The organism is Paenibacillus sp. Soil522 (assembly GCF_001428245.1).
Lineage (GTDB): Bacteria > Bacillota > Bacilli > Paenibacillales > Paenibacillaceae > Pristimantibacillus.
Map to the genome: position 1 here is coordinate 12,670 of NZ_LMRV01000028.1, position 18,752 is coordinate 31,421.

Genomic DNA, 18,752 nt, shown 5'->3' on the forward strand with positions numbered 1-18,752 from the left:
GACTCACTTGCCGCTTTTATGCATAAAAAAATGCCAGGGAGCAGTTGCCTGCTCCCCAGCATCTTTTAGACCTATTTGGTTAAGCCTGCATTTCGGGATGATAATGCCTGTCGTAAGCTTCCGGCATAGGAGGAATGAAAATCGCCCGCTTGTTCACAAATTGCTGATACTGAATTCGAGCTATTTCGTCATCCGGATTTTCTTCCAAATAAATTTCCAGCTCCACTATCGTTTGTTCAATCTCAAACAGAACGTCCCTCTTTCCGCCGCTTTTCTCCGGGTTCACCCGCAATTGCTCCCATGGTTTGTTCAAATTATCTGCCTCCTGCCGCCCTATTCTATTGTTTTGCAAAAATAATGATAGATCTGCAACAATAGGGCTTCATTATCTACTTTATTCAGGACAGCCAAAATTAGAACCGGCAATTCGAAAAAAAGCTTACGGAGCAGAGGTCCAGGAAATGATACGCGTGTAACTTTAACGCCAAAAAAGGCTGGAACATGAATGTTCCAGCCTTTCGTCTCAGAGAGAAGAAGTTACACGAATGTTACTTCGCATTACGCTCAGCATACAGTTTATTTGCTTCATCCGTATATGCCTGACCTCCGGTTTTCAACCATTGCTCAACGAAATCGTCAAACGATTTATCCGTATCCAATTCTCCTGAAATGGCTTTAACGAAATATTGATCCTGCAACGGCTTTACAACCGTATCATATTGCGTTTTGCTTTCCAGCACGGCAGGTCCAAGAGCGTCGGTCAACACCTTCACGCCGCTTGTGACTTTATCCCTAAAGGCAATCTTTTCCGTGGACAAGTGATGCTTCATCATAGAAGATACTTTTTGCACGAATGGATTATAGAACCCTCCAATCCCGAGCTCGGTGCGTTTATCACCGTCGCTATATGCCTCCGTCCATACGGCTACATCCCCATCCATTGTATAGGAAACGCCTTCCTCGCCGAATACGGTTGTCATATATCCTTCGGTATCGGTCGCCATAAACTCCAGCATTTGTAAAATTTTGATCCGTTTCTTTTCATTTTTCTCTACATCAATACCGAACATCAACGGTGCTTGGAGTGCGCCGTTTGCCACGACATACGAATCTCCATTCGGTCCGGTCAGCGCCGTTCCGACGACAAGCTTACGACCTTGGTCTATCGATATTTTACCGAAATATCCGTCTGCAAACAGATGATGCCACATGCCGGTGTCAACTATCCCGGTTTTGCCGCTGACGAATTTCTGCTGAATTTCGCCATTTGTATCCGTAATAAACTCCGGATCAATGATGCCCGCTTTGTACCATTTGTTCAATAGTTTCAATGTTTGTCTTGTTTCTTCCGTGATCGCCCCGTTTACAAGCTTGCCGTCAGCGCCAACCTTAAACTGATACGGAGCTACGCCAAACGCTCCGAATACCGGGCTGAACATCGAAGGCGTAAAATCCTTGCCTCTACCAGTCATGCCGTGGGTATCATCCTTACCGTTTTTATCAGGATCATCGAAGGTGAATTTGGTCAGCATATCCTCAAACTCAGTAAGGGTTTTCGGCGGTTCGGAGAAGCCAATGGCTTCGAGCCAGTCACCGTTGTAGGCTGGCGTAAATCCGGTCGCCCCCGCGTCCCAAACTCTCGGAACGCCCCAGTTCTTGCTTTGGTATGTTCCTACATCCCATGCGTTCGGAGCAACCGCTTCGAAATCCGCTACGTATTTCGGCATATATTGTCTGATATCTTCAACCGATATGCTGCCGATGATGCCTTGATTCGCCCATTGAACCATATCGCCTTCTCCCGATGGTGACGGGAAAATATCGGGTATTTCGTTGGAAGCGAGCATGACGTTAATTTGTTCCTTCCAGCTCGCGCTTTCGAATCTGACCGTTTTGATCTTGACGTTAAATTTCTCTTCCAAATATTTCACCGCGAAATTATCGTCTGTTTTTGGTATATCGGCGACATTAGCTATCGTAATTTCGATAGGCTCCTCCTTGTCCTGCGCCGGCGAAGTGACTTTCGGGGTGTTTCCCGTATTACCGTTGTTGCCGCTGCAGCCTGTTACAAGAAGAAACATCGACAATACGATGCATGCGATGGCTGACCAAATATTTTTTCTGTTTTTCAATTTTCTTCCTCCCTTTTTTTGTCCAACAGTTTATTTAAACAGAATGCCGCAAGTGCATTCCTTAAAAACCTTTATCCCTTAAGCGAGCCAACCATGATTCCGTTGTTGAAATGTTTCTGAACAAATGGAAACATCAACAGGAGCGGCAGCGCAGTAAGCATAATGACAGCGGCATTGATCGGATCGCCATACCCAATATCTGTTGTGCCTGAAGTAGCAATCAGTTGAATATCCTCGCCGGTGATGACGAGCCGGCGCAAATACGTTTGCAGCACCATCTTCGACTGATCCTGAATGTACAATACTGCATCGAACCATGCATTCCATTGCGCTACGACTCCCCACAGCGCAAGCGTCGCCAATACTGGTTTCGATAACGGAAGGACAATGCCGAACAAAATCCGCAGATCGTTAGCCCCGTCGATTTTGGCCGAATCCTCTATCTCTTCCGGTATACTCATGAAGAAATTACGGAGAATCAGCATCGAGAACGTGTTGATCAAACCCGGGATAATATAAACCCATCGCGAGTCCATCAATCCGAGCCACTTGATCAGGAGAAAGGTTGGAATAAGCCCACCGCTGAAAAACATCGTAACGACGATAAACATCGTATAGAAATTTCGATGAGGAAGATATTTCCGTGAAAGCGGATAAGCGCACATCGCCATGAAAATTAACGACAGCGCCGTCCCGATAACCGTCCGAAATACCGAATTGCCAAACCCGATCCATACCTGCGGTTTCGTCAATACTTTCTCCCATGCGTATAACGATACCTCAAGCGGATAGAGATGGATTCCGTACCTTTGCGATTCTACAGGGGTGCTAAAGGAAATCGATAACATGTGAATGAAAGGATAAATCATGGTAACGCATAAACCAATGATAAATATAATGAGGATGACCTGAAATATATTTTCTCCGAAACTTCGTTTCACTGCTCTTCACACCTTTCGGGTCTTTCGTTAAACAATGCCTTCCTGTCCCATTTTTTTCACAATATAATTGGTTATCATAACTAAAGCAAACCCGATCACATTTTTAAACAACCCGACGGCAGTCGTCATACTGAACTGAAAGTTTTGCAGACCAATACGGTAGACATAGGTATCCAAAATGTCACCAACCGCATATACATTGGCGTTATATAAATTCAGCACCTGGTCAAAGCCGGCATTCAGAACGCCCCCGATTCGCAATATAAACAAAATGGCGATGACAGGAAGAATGGATGGAATCGTAATATGCAGCGTTTGCTTCCAGCGATTCGCGCCGTCCATGACGGCAGCCTCATACAACTGCGGATCAATGCCTGCCAAAGCGGCCAAATATATGATCATTCCCCAACCGACATCCTTCCAGATTGCGGACATGATCAACGATAATTGGAAATAGGCTTCACTTCCCAGAAAATAGATCGGATCAAATCCGAACCACTCGATCACATAATTCACAACGCCAGTGTTCGGGGACAACAGCATAACCAATATACCCGAAAGCACAACCCATGAAAAAAAATAAGGCAAATACGTGAGCGTCTGCGTGAAATTCTTGAACCTCTTGAAACGGACTTCGTTAAATAACAGCGCCAATATGATAGGAGCGGGAAAACCAAAAATAATATGATATAAGCTGATCACAACGGTATTCCTCAATACCCTCAAAAAGTCCGGAGACTGAAAAAACAAATATTTAAAGTGCTTTAACCCGACCCAAGGGCTCCCCCATATTCCGTCCCGGATAAAAAAATCTTTAAAAGCCAATTGAATACCGTAAATGGGACCGTACTCAAAAACAACATACCAGATCAGCGCAGGAAATAGCAGCATGAACAAATAGCGGTTCCTCTTATACTGTTTCCAAGTATGCGCCAACTTCGACGTTCTATTGTTACTGATTCTTTTAATACCGCCAAGTTCAGGGGCGTTTGCCTGATTCATGTTTGTAAGCTCCTTTCAATTAAATGTGTTTAAGGCGTCGGTTCCTAAGCTCGCTTGACTCCTACTTTACTAAGATGAAAACGTTTTTTCTATTGTAAACTCATTTGATTGCTTATACATTCTTTCAAATAGGTTTATAATTTCTTTAATGAAAAAACAGCAACCCGTATTGGGCTGCCGTTTTATTGGGGGAAGCTGCGCTATTGTGCCATTGTAACCGCACTATTCGCATTGCGGTATTGAACCGGTGTGATGCCGTAACGGGCTTTAAATTTATTGTGAAAATATTGCGGATTTCGATAACCGACAAGGGATGCGATCTCGGCGACGGACATCCGCGACTCATCCTGAAGCAAACTCGCAGCTCTATCCAGCCGTGTCCGGGTGACATATTCGGTAAACGTTTCCCTCATGACTTCACCGAACAAGGTAGAAATGTATGCCGGTGCGAGCGAAGCCACTTCAGAGAGAATATTCAATGAAAGATCTTCATGCAAATGTTCATCGATGTAGTTTTTTAATTTTAAGATGACATCCGCATGCGCATGACTGCCCGATTCACGCACATGAAGCGCAATCCGTTCGGAAAGACTTCGTATCGAATCGATCGTCGCCGCGAGCGTATCCTTTTTTAGTTCATCGAACAAGTTAGAGGGTGGAACCAGCTTTTGCAGCTCCAATTCGATTACGACTTGATAAAGTGTGGAAACCAGTTGAAGCAGTGACAGCTCCACCGTCTCTAACTGAAGGCTCCGTTCCTCTAGAATGGCGGCAAATTCATCAATAAAACGATTCGCACCATTCACGTCCCCCGCCTTCAACGCATTTTTATAGAGATCGAATGCAAATTGATACGGGCTTGAATGGAATGTTGAAATTTTCGAATGCAGCACGATCGCTTCCGGTCCATACACAAATCGATAACGATAAGCTTGCTGCGCCAATTGATACGAAATCGGAATTTCTTCGGGCGAATGTACCAAGATGCCGATCGCAGCCCCGAAATGGATCTCCTCACGAATTTCCTCTTTGATCCGAAGCAAATGCGCAGCAATTGTCTCGTCTTCCATTGTGCTATTCGAATCTAAAAAGTAGATAATGGCGGCCTCCTGCGGATTTAAGCACACAAACTCGCGGTGAATAGTCTCATCTATAGCAGCAAAACGCTGTTTGAATTTGTCGCTATAGCCTTCAATAAGCCGAATATGCGCAACCATGTATCGGCAATCCTGCGGCAAGCCATCCATATGCTCCAGGTCGAGACTCGCGCCCAGTACAAGACTTTTCATCTCATTCGTTTTTGCCCGGGACTCAAGGGTTACTATTTTTTGGCCCAAAAAATTCAACGCGCTGCTGATAATTGCAAATTCATTCGCTTGTGTATTCACCGGATTAGGTTGATAAAGACTGCGAATATGCTGAACTAAACCCTTCATTGGGATATAAAATTGTTTCGAAAACATATAGGAAATGATTAATCCGAACAAAAGCACCAGACTGCAGCCCACGAATATACTCGATTTAAATTGCCCCGAAGACAAAACAAACGAATTAATCGGGCGAATGATTGCATAAGTCCAACCGTTTCCCGATTTCGATCCATCGAGATACGACAAAACGATTTTACCTTGCTTCTTATCGGTAATCTCTTTAACGGTATCACCGGAGCTGATTGCGTTCCGCAGAAGATCGATTTCCTCCGGATTCGATTCCGACGTACGAACAATTAATTGCCCATGCTCATCGAATATATACAGCTTCTCAAGCGGAGAACTCATGATGTTCGCTGCCGATCTTTTGACATGCTCCAGATCGATATCAACAAATAAGTACCCGTCAGGCAGGGCATTTGGCATCTCATAAGGAAGCTTAACGACATAGGTAATAGCCTGCTTCCCATCCGGAAGTTTACGGGCTAACCACCGGTTCGGAGCCTCTTGCCCCAGCCTCTTGATGAAAGCTGCATCCTTGGAATTGTCGGGCTGTGTATAAAAACGATTATTATCCACGACGTAATTTTCTTGGCGAAAATATACCGTCATATAGGAGGTACCCTCGTTCATCATTTTAAATAAGTCAAGATCCTGACGAAACGACACTATTCTGCTGGAATTTCCTTCCCATCGATTATCTAATAAATAATTCAAATTGGAATTGTTTTGTATAAAGATGCTGGATAAAACGGTGTTTTGGAGATTGTCTTCGTATTTTCTGAGAAGTGTTTGCTCGACATAATCCTTGGCGGTAACGAGTCGGATTTGACTGTCCCGTGCAATTTCGTCGACCATCAATCGATTGGCTTTGGAGTACAAGTAACCACCCGCAAGTCCTATTAGGACGACAGCAAATACCGTATAGGATAATATGAGACGGGTAAAAAAGGAATTTCTATATTTAGGCAGCGATTTCACTTTAATATCCCCTTTCAAGATGTAAATCAAAGCTATGAAATCTAACCTATTAACCTTGATCATTATTATAAAAGCTATCACCCTTCTATTGAAAACGCTTACATAAACATAAATGATATTAATCATATCACCTTCACCTTTCATTTCAAATGAAGTATTTTTAGTTTGAATAGCATTTTTTGTAGAAATTTGATCAGAAGATACGTATATCTTTCAGTCATAAACAAATAGCAGCCCTAATAAGGGCTGCTACAAGAGGATTCCAGCTATTCAATTCCTTATTCCATTCGGTTTAGATAAGCGATTGAGCCCACCGGATTAGGATGTCCGCTTGTTCTTTCGTTAACGTTTTTCCGGACTGATCCGTTACTTGACCTATATAAGAGGTCATCAAACTCTTCACCGAAGCTGTATCGCCTCGTCCAGCTGCAGCTTTCGCTTGATCCAGCTTCGATTTCAAAGCTGTTTTGACAGCGTCCGAACCTTGAGCACCTGTCGCCTGAAGGAATGCGGCCGTTACTGTCTTTAAGCTGTCAAACGTTGCCTTAACGGTAAACGTATGCGTAACCGTCGTTACATGACCTGCCATGTCCTCCGCTGTGACCGTTACCGTATTCTGTCCGGCCACTAGTGTATACGCTTTGACCTCCAGCAGCGGTTTAGCGCATGGTGTACCGTATATACTCGAAGTAACATCGGTCGCGGTGCACGTCATGGTAACCGTCTGGTCGATCGTGTATGAAACCGCGCCTGTTATTTTCGCCACAGGTGCCGTAAGGTCGATTTTGACCTCCAGCGATTTCTCCACTCCCGTTTTAACGGAACGATATAGAAGCTTGTGCGTTCCTTCTTCTTTCAGAGTAATTGGCGCTTTATAGGCAACCCAGCTGCTCCCGCCGTCCAGACTGTATTCCGCGATTGGCGCAGGAGACAAAGTCACAGTAACAGGTGATGTATACCAGCCGTTCTTGCCATTTGGAACCGCAGGATCCAAGGCTGTGGATACATCCTTCCACTGTAACCCTTCCAGTGCCGCAAGCAGGCTGGCATCCGCCGCATTAATCTCTGCCTGGGTTGCATCAGCATTTGCTGATACGAGCTCCGCATCTGATACAGCCTTCTGTAGGACCGCTACACTTTCCTCTGTATAATAGTCGGCGTTAATAGCTGAAGCTTCCTCCAGTAAGATCGTCAGCAAGCTGTTGTCGATCCACTTCGCCGTATTGTTCACTACGGCCTGAATCTCTTCTACCGTTAAAACGTGATTATAAATGCGGAATTCGTCGACCAAACCATTGTACAGCGGATCGGGCCACTGGCTCTTTCCGATGTAATTCTTACTCGGTTTGAAATCGCTTGGTTTGATTGTGAAGCCGTTAACAGAGGCCTTCTGCTCGCCGTTAACATACAATTGCGCCGTACCGTTTCCGAGCGTTACCGCCACATGAACCCATTGATTAGCGGCAAGCTGCGAGGTTTGCACGAATTGTTCGCCGCCGCCGTTCTTGATCGCGAAACGCAGCGTATTATTGCCTGAACTCGGCGTAAGGAACATATATTGATTGGTGTTGTTCCCGAAATCGAAAATCCGTTGCCAATTGCTTCCGCCTCTCCAGTACACCCAGGTTGCAAAGGAGATCTCATTGTAAGTGGACATAATATGCGAAGATGGCAGCGTGGCATAATCGTCACCACTCATATTGAAAGCTTGGCCGACTTTTCCTTCCGTGTAAACAGGCGTCCCGTCGACGGTTCCGTGAGACGTTCCTAAGGAATTGTCCGCATTTCCTTCAAACGCATAAAGCGACGGAACCGGAACAAGTAAGCCTTCCGCCTGGCCAAGCTCAGCTGCAAGCTGCACCTTATCGGCTTCCGGTTTTGCCATTTCCGCTTCGATCCGCTCTACTTCCTTCATGTAGAGGTAATAGCTGCCCTTTGTAATGTCTGTAGAAGAAAGAATATTAAGCATTACCTTAAAGTCCACGATTTGTGTAACTGAAAAATTACTGTTGCTGACCGTAAAGGTTACCGGATGACTGCCATAATCCGCTTGACCCGGTGTCCATATTAAGGTGCCGGTCGATGCGTTGAATACCGCGCCTGCAGGCAAATTGCCGGCGCTGTAAGACAAAGCCTCTCCTGATAGATCAGTTGCCGTTACATTATAGATGAGCTGTTGTTTCGCCGTCAGCTCCACAGTCGTATCAGAGGAGAAAATCGGTTGTCCTTTTACGGTAATTTTGATGGTTTGAGAAGATGACTTCTCACCAGATGTTGCGGTAAAGGTTACGGTATAAACGCCGCTCTGTTCTTTGGCCGGCGTCCATGCAAAGGTTTGGGTATCCGCGTTGAAGGTGGCTCCTTCAGGCAGACCGCTGACCCCGTATACAATGTCTTCATTGGTATTCGTCGCTTGTACGACAAATGACAGCTCTTTTTCCGCGGTGATGGTTTTGTTTCCAATGGAATCAAGCACCGGCATTCCCGGAATATACTGCAGTCCCTTTAGCGCCGGTACCAAGTCCTCTGCCGCCGCATCAATCTCTTCCTGTGTTGCACCCTCGTTGCCGGCAACCGGTGTTGCTGCGGTTACAGCCTGCTCGAGAGGCTGCAAGCTTTCAGCCGTATAAATCTCAGCAGCAACAGCTGCAGCCGATTCATCCAGCAGCTGCGTGAGCAGCGTTTTGTCAATGCCTCTCTCCATGAACTCTACTTCCTGAAAGTTCACGAAACCGGAATGATTATCATAGATACGGATATACCGGTATGGTGTTGGATCCGGATTGATGGCCGAATACCATTTGAATCCATTTACGCCAGTAATCTTATGAAGGTCGACCCAGTTTACGCCATCGTTAGAGCCTTTAAAGACCGTATTGTTGGCACGGGTGAAATGACTCTCCCTTGGAAGATATTTGAATGTGTCAACTACTTTTTCATTGCCTGTGCCAAAGTCGATATCAACCCAGCTTACAGCCGACCTGGTGTGGGTAAGGTTAGTCAGTATGCCGTCGAATAAAAACCATCCGTTTTGCGCTTCAGAGATATTATCATTTCCCCAATATTTTTCGGATGCTCGAACCATAGAAGGCAACATCTGAACTTTCGTCAGCAGCGTTCTGAACGAAACAAGCACATTTTTAGCTGCATAGATATCGTTAATCAGCTGCTCCTCATCAAAGCCCGGTTTTGCCATTTCCGCTTTGATTCGGTCCAGCTCTTTTTGGTACAAGTAAAAGCTGGCTTTCGTATAATCTTTAGCCGGAAGGCTCTCGGCATCTTCCATGACGACTGCAATGGAATCCGCATAAGCAGAAACGGTTGCTGAGAACGGCTGCGGCGATCCATCACCATGGACGGCCATTACCTTGTAGTGCAAGCTGCCGTATTTCAGGATTGCTTCTTCGAAGGATGTTGCTCTTGTACCCGCGAGAACTTTCGTCCAAGGGGATCCGTCTACGAGTTCCGTCGTACCCGGTTTAAATACCGGATCAGTCAAGCCCGCCGCTTTATCATTGGTGCGGTACAGATGGAAGGAGGTAGCCTGCTTCGGTTTATTCCAGTTAACCGTAACTTTGTCCTTCACTTGTACGATATAAGGCTCTATGATATTGCGCGGCGTTTCCGTTACGGATACCCCGCTGAACTGCGCCCCAGCCGCTGCCACAACGCCTGCATGGTAGGCATATGGCAATAGGGTCATCATCTTCTTGACAAATTTCCATGTTACGCCATCCTTGGACACAAACGCATTCACATTTTGCGAATCATGTTCGCGTACCAATTTAATATACGGATAATCTGCTGCCTTGTATCCGGTAACCCCCGGGTTGTATGGACTCATGACCACACCGGACCATTGGATGCGGGAATCCCTTGTACGGCTTTGCAAGACGAGATTGCCGTCCTGATCTGCGCCGAAATACATGTAACGAGTATTGGAAGCAAGCTGGTCGCGCAGCATAATTCCGCTTGCTGCTCCGCTATGGCTGTCAATCTTCGCGCTAATCGTGCTGCTGCCGGCTACGACTTGGCTTACGAAATGCAAGGAGTCGTTAATGTTTCTCTTGTAAATATTGTAATCGTCGCCGGTTCCAAGACCCTTGCCATCGGCAGACTCGATCGCGATCGAATCGCCATTAACTGTTGCGCTGCCGGACGTTGTGCCGATCCGGTCGTCACGCCATCCGTCAGTCATGCCGGATATCGGCGCTGTCAAATCGACCTTCGCCCGCCATGAATCCCATCCGGCTCCGTTATCATTTACGGCAGCTACTTTGTAATAATAGACGTTGCCGTTCTGTACATCCGTATCTTTGTAATAATTGCCTGTTACTCCTGTTGCAACGGTCTCATACGTGCCGTTTTCCGTTGTCGAACGTTTAATCGTGTACGTTTTCCCGCCGGATGCCGTTCTCCACGAGATGCCGGCATAGCCGTTGCCTGCCAGCGCATTCACGAAATCAACGTGGTTCGGCTTCTGGGCCGCATCGAAATCGGAGGACAGCTTCAGCACCATCGCCGACTTGTGTGAAATCGTCACTTTCCCGTTCACAACAGGAATACTCGCTCCCGTCACCAGATCCAGCACCGTGCTTCCGTTGTAATCGGACGGCAGCTCAATCTCGAACGATTGTTCGTTTCCATATTCGCTCCGGGTTGTATTCATGGCCATAAAATATTTCCCGTATCTTGCGGTCATCAAATCCGGATAACCGGAATACGGATGGTCCACTTCAAAGTTATCGCGGTTGACTCTGCCGACGCCCGGCTGATAAGCGGAAGGATTCACTTCTCCAGCCAGCGCTTGCGGCAGTTTGCCTACATTGGCTGCTTGATCCGACATAAAATCAACGTCTACATTCTGAGTACGAATGTAGTAGTCCTCATACTGGAATTTCGAGTTGGTGGCGACTTGTACGACGCTTTCATAATTGTCTTTCATGACATGAAGACGTCCGTTGCCCGCCAGTCCGCGATTGCGGAGATATAACGAGCCGTTAAACGAAAGATCGCCGTCTCTTACCGACAAGATCATGTTGTCGATGTCTGCCCATGCAAACTGCTGATAATCAGCCGGATCAACGCCAAGTTCGGCTATTTCTTCCGGTGTATAATAATCAAAATCCGTGTGCGGCAAGATCACGCCGGCTTTTAATGTTCCTCCCAGCTTCGGGTAGGTGTTACGCTGACCAGTCAGGTAGCTGTATACTTCCGGCACCAGAAAATTCTCGGCGCTCATGGAACTATACTGGCCGAAACCGTAATTGAACAGTTGGTTATCCAGCATTTGCTGCTGCGTAATCCCGACTGCCTCTTTCGCATACTTCCAGTACGGATCCCATTCCGGACCGCTGTATCTTTGCTCGTTCTGAACCATCGCCATTTCCAAAGACGCGAACAGAAGGGCCGTTCCAGAACTTGCCCTTGGTCCATAGGCGTCAAATCCGATCGGGCCCTCGTTCCGTTCATCCAGCGTTTGATCTGCGGTCATGACCCGATTCTTGTCGCCATTGAGCATCGGAACGCGGAGATACTTGCGGGCATTAATCGTTTTTAACGCCAGTTTCAGGATCTCGTCGTTCAGCGCTTCATCACCTGCGTGATTTAATGTTTTATAGAAATATTCCGGAAGATAGTTGACGGCTTCGCCATAGTTGCCTACATACGTATTTTCTCTAGACAAACCTGCTTCGGTAATGCCTACGTAATGCTCCCCGTACGGCTTCCGTCTGACGACTTTTCCTTCCGCATCCAGCTTGCTTTTGGCAAGTCCTTTACCGACAATATGCACATAATCATTCGTGAATACCGCTGCTTGATCGTGATGGAAAAGGGAGTGGTACAGATCCAATTCCTCGCCATTCGGTCCAACCAGCACTTCTTCGCCCAGAAACGGTATGACGCCGAGCGCTTCAAGCAGAATGTCATGGCTGCGCTGCTTGCCTTCAAAGAAGCTCGACCCGATTATACCAAGTCCTTCGTGAGCTTCCCATGCGCCCTCGTATGTATAGAGCTGCTGGTTATAAATATAGGACAGCCTTGAGCGGGCAAAGTCGAAGCTCGCTTTCAGCGCCCGTTCCCATGCTTCGCGGCGCGTCAATTCGCCGCCGTTCCAGTCTACGCCTGCCAGCGAGAACTCGCCAGCGGCTGTTCCAGTGACGAACGTTTGGTTCAGGAAAGCGTCGAATGCCGCTTGTCCATATACCGCATCATCCTTGATGAGGTTTTCGACAATGTACAGCGCTTCACCCAAAGCGCTGTAATAACTGCCCCAGTCGCCTTGATGTCCGCCGCGAAGCACCCTTCTTGAATCGGCGTAATAATCTTTTACATGATTGTCAATCGATTTGAAAATACGCGCTAGCGCCGCTTTTTTTAGTTCCGGCGTATTAGCGGGAGACCAGGACTGATTCAATATCCTTGAATAATATCGCATATCGTCCTTGTACCGCTCGATCGAAAATTTAGCTCCTGCCGAACTATCGATCTGGCCTGACATGGTGTTAAACCGGTTGATTTGAGCCTGTCTGTGCGCATCTACTTTGGCTTGCTTCTCTGCATCCGTAATGTCTGCCTTCACAATGGAAGCCATGTCCGCCGGAAACAATTCCGCTCCTTGAGGTTCATCCTCCACATTCAGATAGGCTTGCGGATGCGTGTAGGCTGTATAATATTTCTTGGAAGTAGTATCCATATTGCCAAACACGTTCATCGTTTTGATGGTGATTTCAACGGTCTCCTTGCCTACCGTCGTTTCCAGCGGAAGCATGATCGTGTAGTACAGAAAGCGATTCGGGATTCCCCAGCTCCGATTAAACGTATAATCCCCGTTTCTGTAAAACCCTACTTGCTCGCCGTTAACGACCAGAACCGGTTGATGCCCCGCTTCATCCGAGAACTTCATCGTGAAATAGTTCTGGAGATAGGGATCGACCTTCATCGTAAACGTCAAATCTCCGCCCTGTCCCTCCAGCGGTGTACGCGGATTCGACACCCGGGCAGGCTCGCCTAAGAAACCGGTAATGGTGCTTGTGAAATCGCCTGTAAATTGGTGGGCGCTTTCAGAGGCGCTATCGCCGAATACAACCTTATCCAAATATCCGTTACTGCCGTTGATTGCTGCTGTTTCTGCATGCACGAGCGAAGGCTGCATCGGAATAAATAATTGTGAAATTAGCGCAACAATGAGGCTGACAGCCAGCACTCTCGCAACCTGGTTGGTCAAATACTTTTTTGAGTTAAAGACTTCGCTAGTAAAACTGCTCATTTTGTTCCTCCTCAAAATATACATCGTTTTTACCTCAACCCTTCTTCTTTCACCTCCAAAAAACTATCTCTTGCTATTGCGATATGTACGCCTGACCATGTTGATGTGAATTCAAAACAAACATTAACACAATGAAAGCGCTTTATCTATTGCAATATCATTCATTTTCATCATAATTCTTTTAATTTCATTTCATGTAGACATCATTTTTATAAAATGAACCTTTCTAATGAATTTATATAGCCTTTGTAAAGATTACGTTATTGCAACTACAAAAAGAGGATGTGAGCGGAACCGGAACCGCCAACGGGACGAACTTGCAAATTTGGGCATACACCGGTGGAGCGAACCAGAAGTGGAAGTTCTTAAACAACGGGGATGGGACGTATCAACTGTCCAATTCGAACAGCAATAAAGTGCTGGATGTTAATGGAAGCGGAACAACCAATGGCACGAACGTGCAAATCTGGACAAGTAACAGTAATCTTGGACAAAAGTGGAAGCTTGTCTGGAAGTAGCTTTTTCGGGCAGTCTGAATATTTTTCTGCGGATAATAGGCTGAAATGTCTTCTATCATATACGGATACCCATTGATTCTTTGTGTAATGTAAACTAAAAATACCCCGAATAATCAAATACATTTCGACAAAAAAATCGTTCTATACCCCATATTAATCGTGGGGTATAGAACGAAAATGAATGCGATTAACCTTGCTCAAGATGCTCTAAATATTCACACTAACAAAATTTTGTATCTTTCTATCGTTTTCGAATCGATCTTTAAATTGTCCTTGCGTGTATTCATCAATGGTCTTGTTCCAAAATAGCTGAGCAGGTTTATTGCTTTCTAATTGATAAACTTCCCATTGCCCCTTGTGCAAATTAAATATTTGTTTGGCTACTGCTTTACCAATTCCTTCTTTTCTAAATTTCTTCATTATAAAAAACTCTGCAATTGAAAAGTAATTCTGCTCTTCTGATTCAATAAACCGCACTAATACAAAACCCACATACTTTTCATCTTGTTTAATGACATATGGAAATCGATGATTCGTTTCTCCCCAATAGTCTTCTAAATATGGATATGCACCAAATAGACCATCTTCTTCAACATCACATTTTACAAATTCAGAAAAATCATAAATATAAAATTGCATTAAATTTTTTATGATATCTTGATATTCTTTAGGAGCTTGAATTAATTCATAATTCATTTTATATTCACGCCTTGTTTGTGAATTTTCGGTTATTTCGTCTTACGTTCTTGCATTCACGACATCCCCACCACCTTAAGCCCAGCGGGCCGCGATGCGGTTATATGGTGGGATGTATCATCTTCCAACTTTAACTTTAACACTATAAAAACACATAACCTTAACTATCCGCAACTGGTATTCCGAAGCCCGGAGTTCCATCCTCATTCCATTCTAATCTTTGTGCACGTGTATGACGATTGGGGTCGAATAGAGGATCACCAATAATTTCCTTGTAGTTACGGGAATGATAGACCATAATATCCTCCGAACCAACTTCTGATACCGTAAAGCAGTTGTGCCCAGGGCCATATTGACCGGTTTCCTCATTGGTTTTGAAAACGGGCTCCGGCGCTTTAGTCCATGAATTCGGGTCTAATAAATCACTTGTATCCCACGCTGTCAGCAGCCCCATACAATAATGATCATCCGTGGCGCTTGCCGAATAACTGATAAATATTCTCCCGTTCTTCTTTAGTACAGCAGGCCCTTCATTGACCCCAAAACCAATCGTTTCCCATTGATACTCCGGTTTCGAAAGCATGACCTGTTTTCCGCTGATGGTCCATGGATTGTTCATTTCAGCTATATAGATGTTCGAGTTCCCTTTGATTTGCGGGTCTTGTTGTGCCCAAACCAGATACCGTACACCTTGATGCTCGAAGGTCGTAGCATCCAGAGCTACAGATTCCCAATTCGTTTGAAGCTGTCCTTTTTCCACCCATGTTGGTTCCAACGGATTAGCAGCCTCATTCTCGAGAACGTACATACGGTGCTCCCACACTTCGTCCATGTTCTCATCCGATCCTCCGGCAGCAAAATGGATATACCATTTGTTATCTATAAAATGGATTTCAGGCGCCCAAATATGAGCGCTCATCTTGCCCGCAGCATGCTTTTTCCATATGACCGTAGGAACGGCTGCCCCCAGTTCCTGTATCGTTGCAGCCCTTCTGAGCTCGATACAATCGAACGCCGGAACAGAAGCAGTAAAGTAGTAGTAACCGTCTGTATGTTTATAAATCCAAGGGTCTGCACGTTGTAGAACGATTGGATTAATATAATCCTGCTTTATTCTTAATCTGCCGTTTTTCTCCGTGATAGGTAGAAAAACAGGCCTTTCATCCGGAGTATGGTTTGGCCGATGGATCGTCAGCATGAAATCTCCGTTAAACGTTGTAAAAAGCATGCCATGTCCGCCATCTTTTCCAAATAACGGCTCGCTTTCGTGCACCCATGGTCCTGTAATTTGTCCTGCTGCTGAACGCGCAATGCCAATTGCATATCCATCTGCGCCATGACTTGACCATAGCATCAATAGTTCTCCATTTTCCGCTCGATACAAGAAAGGACCGTCAGTTACATAATTATTTTTTTCGGTTGAATCAGTACTTCCTGCAAACGGACTTACCCATGGCGCATCAGAAGCATGAAATAATAGCTCAGGTTCTCCTATTGCTGATTTGAGGTTCTTCGTTAAACGAATAACGCACATTTCACCATCTTGAACCTGCAGCCATTCATGGCAAAATACCATCCATGGATTCCCTGAATCATCCACAAATAAGGTACCGTCCAGACACTCCCAGTCCGAAGGTGTAACAGGGCCATCCGAATGAGGATGAAATGGGCCGATTGGTTGATCAGAAACCAGTATTTGCGTTCCTCTGCGCTTGCTGTCTGCTTTAAAGCTGGCAAACATATAGTATTTACCTTGATAAAGGTAAACTTCAGGAGCCCAGTAATTCTGATCCGCCCAAAAGCCGGCTTCCGGCAGGAATGCGGGGAACGGTCCTTCCCAGCTATCAAGGTCTTCGCTCACATATACATCAAAGCCAGTCGCTTTTCCTTCCCATGCATTTTTATCTGTTGTTCCGTAAAGATAGTATTTTATTTCATTATTATCAGTCAGAATAAATGGATCTCGTATTTGAATTTCTTCTCTTTTTAGCATAAGCTGCTCCTTATCCTTTATAAGTGCCTAAAGAAGATGGCTGAGCCATCCTCTTCAGATCATTTGTTTTATTTGATAAACTAAAAAAAAAGATTTTTATGCTTACCTTTATTCATAAGTACCCTCATTTCGTATATACCGTTCCAACAACGCTGGTTCAGAGAATCCTTTAGCCTTCCGACACCCTCCCCAAAAGCAAGTGAGCCTTTGCCTTCTGATATTCAACAATATATATATCAAGTTTTTGACTTAAATTAACAATACTTTCATCCGAAAGACATCCTTCGATCATAGCCTTCTCAACCAAGAAAGAACGTAATTGCTCGATACGATTTTCCAATTTGTGCATAAGTTATCTCCCTATTCGGATTTCCCTCAATATGTGTCACAATGCGCCTTATCACTTCGAGTTGTTTCGAGAGGCTCGTTTGGCAAATACCGCCGAGCCTCTCGATATGACTTGATTTTAATGTTTAGCCTTTCACTCCAGTAAAAGCGACGCCCTTCTCAATGTATTTTTGACAGGTTAGAAATACGATCAGCAGCGGGATCATCGCGATAACTGAGCTCGCCATGATCGTGTTTTGATGAATGGATGACTGGCTCTGCAAATCATTTAATGCGACGGTGAACGTCCAATTCTCCGGAGATTTCGTAACGATGAGCGGCCACATGAATTCGTTCCACACCGGGATAAACGTCATAACGGCCACAACCGTGAATATCGGAATCGATAATGGCATAACAAGCTGCGTAAAGGTTCGAAACTCCGAAGCTCCGTCTACTCTGGCGGCCTGCATCAATTCATGCGGAAGCTGATCAAAGAAGCCCTTGAACAAGAAAATGACGATCCCCCAGGCGCTGTGGGGCAAAATAATAGCCAGCAGCGTGTTGACCAGCTGCAGTTTTTTCATCGTTAAGTAAAGCGGAAGCAGCAGAGAAATATCCGGAATCATGATCGTGGCCAAAAAGAACATCAGCAGTACGAATTTCAATTTTTTGCTTGCAATTAAATGCGAAAGTGCATAACCGGCCATACCGCCAAGTACAAGCTGAAGAACGACAGAGCTTAACGTTACGATCGTACTGTTCAAAAGGTACTGAAAGAATCCAAGGTTTCCTGCGGTTACCTGGGCAATTTTATTTAGCGAGAGATAGCTTTCCAGCATCCTAATCCATTTTGGCGCTTCTTGAATAGCTATGACTTTCCCGCTAACGAACGGGGTGGACGAATAAAAAGAAAGAAATTGATTCGATATCGTATCCTCAGAGGAAGAGGAGGCAGATCCCGCTTGCTTCCCTTGCTCCCCATACCACTCATATTTCGACAGCTTTTGTTCCTTGATAATCGGAAGCTTGAAATTGATCATCGCGTCATTGAACAGCGTTGAAGGAACCACTAACGGCTGCCCGGTATGAAACGAGGAGGAAGGTGTTTTTGCTTTATAGATTAATTGTCCGTCTCTGACGCCTCGAATCACGACTTCACCAATGTTTTCTTTTAGATTGACCATCCATGGGAACCATGTCGCTTTCATGGCTTCTTTCTCATAATACAACTCATCTTCTGCTTCCATCCCTGTATAATCGATGGTAACCGTGATCGCATGAGGCACGCTTGGCAGCCATTTAATCGGAACAGCATCTATCGATTGATTATCCTTGAGCGAGGAATTGATCATCCAAAGCAACGGTACAATCGCAGAGATAACGAAGAAAATCGTTACGGAATAAGCAACGAACTTCAGGGAACGCTCGCCTTTCTCAGCTATGCGGTTTCGTTTCATAT

Annotated in this window: 11 protein-coding genes and 1 pseudogene; 1 reads left to right on the forward strand and 11 read right to left on the reverse strand. The window is 45.4% G+C overall.

The window, feature by feature from the left end:
* Positions 1-79: 79 nt before the first annotated feature.
* The 6 genes from ASG81_RS05955 to ASG81_RS05980 all read right to left on the reverse strand — a co-directional run bounded on the left by ASG81_RS05955 (position 80) and on the right by ASG81_RS05980 (position 13,756).
* Positions 80-313: a hypothetical protein gene (locus ASG81_RS05955; RefSeq protein WP_056630473.1), complete on the reverse strand. Its 234-nt coding sequence runs from the start codon at positions 311-313 to the stop codon at positions 80-82.
* 235 nt (positions 314-548) lie between these two features.
* Positions 549-2,132, reverse strand: coding sequence for an extracellular solute-binding protein (locus ASG81_RS05960; protein ID WP_056630477.1), 1,584 nt, complete (start codon positions 2,130-2,132; stop codon positions 549-551).
* Between the two features lie 71 nt (positions 2,133-2,203).
* On the reverse strand, positions 2,204-3,073 hold the full coding sequence (locus ASG81_RS05965) for a carbohydrate ABC transporter permease (RefSeq protein WP_056630480.1): 870 nt from the start codon (positions 3,071-3,073) through the stop codon (positions 2,204-2,206).
* Between the two features lie 27 nt (positions 3,074-3,100).
* Positions 3,101-4,075, reverse strand: a complete 975-nt coding sequence (locus tag ASG81_RS05970; RefSeq protein WP_056630483.1) for an ABC transporter permease — start codon at positions 4,073-4,075, stop codon at positions 3,101-3,103.
* Between the two features lie 200 nt (positions 4,076-4,275).
* The gene (locus ASG81_RS05975; RefSeq protein ID WP_162254996.1) at positions 4,276-6,486 is read right to left on the reverse strand and encodes a helix-turn-helix domain-containing protein; all 2,211 of its coding nucleotides are present in this window, start codon (positions 6,484-6,486) and stop codon (positions 4,276-4,278) included.
* Positions 6,487-6,778: 292 nt separating this feature from the next.
* Positions 6,779-13,756, reverse strand: coding sequence for a LamG-like jellyroll fold domain-containing protein (locus tag ASG81_RS05980; protein ID WP_056630490.1), 6,978 nt, complete (start codon positions 13,754-13,756; stop codon positions 6,779-6,781).
* A gap of 263 nt (positions 13,757-14,019) precedes the next feature.
* Between ASG81_RS05980 and ASG81_RS05985 the strand changes: the two genes are divergently transcribed.
* Positions 14,020-14,274, forward strand: a complete 255-nt coding sequence (locus ASG81_RS05985; protein ID WP_235548751.1) for an RICIN domain-containing protein — start codon at positions 14,020-14,022, stop codon at positions 14,272-14,274.
* Positions 14,275-14,481: 207 nt separating this feature from the next.
* Here the strand turns inward: ASG81_RS05985 and ASG81_RS05990 are convergent, their stop codons facing one another.
* From ASG81_RS05990 to ASG81_RS06005, 5 genes and pseudogenes are all read right to left on the reverse strand, one after another.
* A complete protein-coding gene (locus tag ASG81_RS05990; RefSeq protein ID WP_056630497.1) occupies positions 14,482-14,970 on the reverse strand; it encodes a GNAT family N-acetyltransferase in 489 nt (162 codons plus the stop codon).
* A gap of 160 nt (positions 14,971-15,130) precedes the next feature.
* Positions 15,131-16,084, reverse strand: coding sequence for a glycoside hydrolase family 43 protein (locus ASG81_RS31855; RefSeq protein WP_056630727.1), 954 nt, complete (start codon positions 16,082-16,084; stop codon positions 15,131-15,133).
* Positions 16,085-16,153: 69 nt separating this feature from the next.
* Positions 16,154-16,963: pseudogene (locus ASG81_RS32530) on the reverse strand (glycoside hydrolase family 43 protein); the annotation flags it as partial.
* 169 nt (positions 16,964-17,132) lie between these two features.
* Entirely contained in the window at positions 17,133-17,312 is a 180-nt protein-coding gene (locus ASG81_RS06000) for an aspartyl-phosphate phosphatase Spo0E family protein (protein ID WP_056630499.1), read from the reverse strand.
* 124 nt (positions 17,313-17,436) lie between these two features.
* The gene (locus ASG81_RS06005) at positions 17,437-18,750 is read right to left on the reverse strand and encodes a carbohydrate ABC transporter permease (protein WP_056630503.1); all 1,314 of its coding nucleotides are present in this window, start codon (positions 18,748-18,750) and stop codon (positions 17,437-17,439) included.
* Positions 18,751-18,752: the final 2 nt, after the last annotated feature.

What these genes read in the sequence shown, in the direction of transcription:
- ASG81_RS05970 (WP_056630483.1), bottom strand. Translation starts at nt 4,075, where the DNA reads ATGAATCAGGCAAACGCCCCTGAACTTGGCGGTATTAAAAGAATCAGT.
- ASG81_RS06005 (WP_056630503.1), bottom strand. Translation starts at nt 18,750, where the DNA reads ATGAAACGAAACCGCATAGCTGAGAAAGGCGAGCGTTCCCTGAAGTTC.
- ASG81_RS05990 (WP_056630497.1), bottom strand. Translation starts at nt 14,970, where the DNA reads ATGAATTATGAATTAATTCAAGCTCCTAAAGAATATCAAGATATCATA.
- ASG81_RS06000 (WP_056630499.1), bottom strand. Translation starts at nt 17,312, where the DNA reads ATGCACAAATTGGAAAATCGTATCGAGCAATTACGTTCTTTCTTGGTT.
- ASG81_RS05980 (WP_056630490.1), bottom strand. Translation starts at nt 13,756, where the DNA reads ATGAGCAGTTTTACTAGCGAAGTCTTTAACTCAAAAAAGTATTTGACC.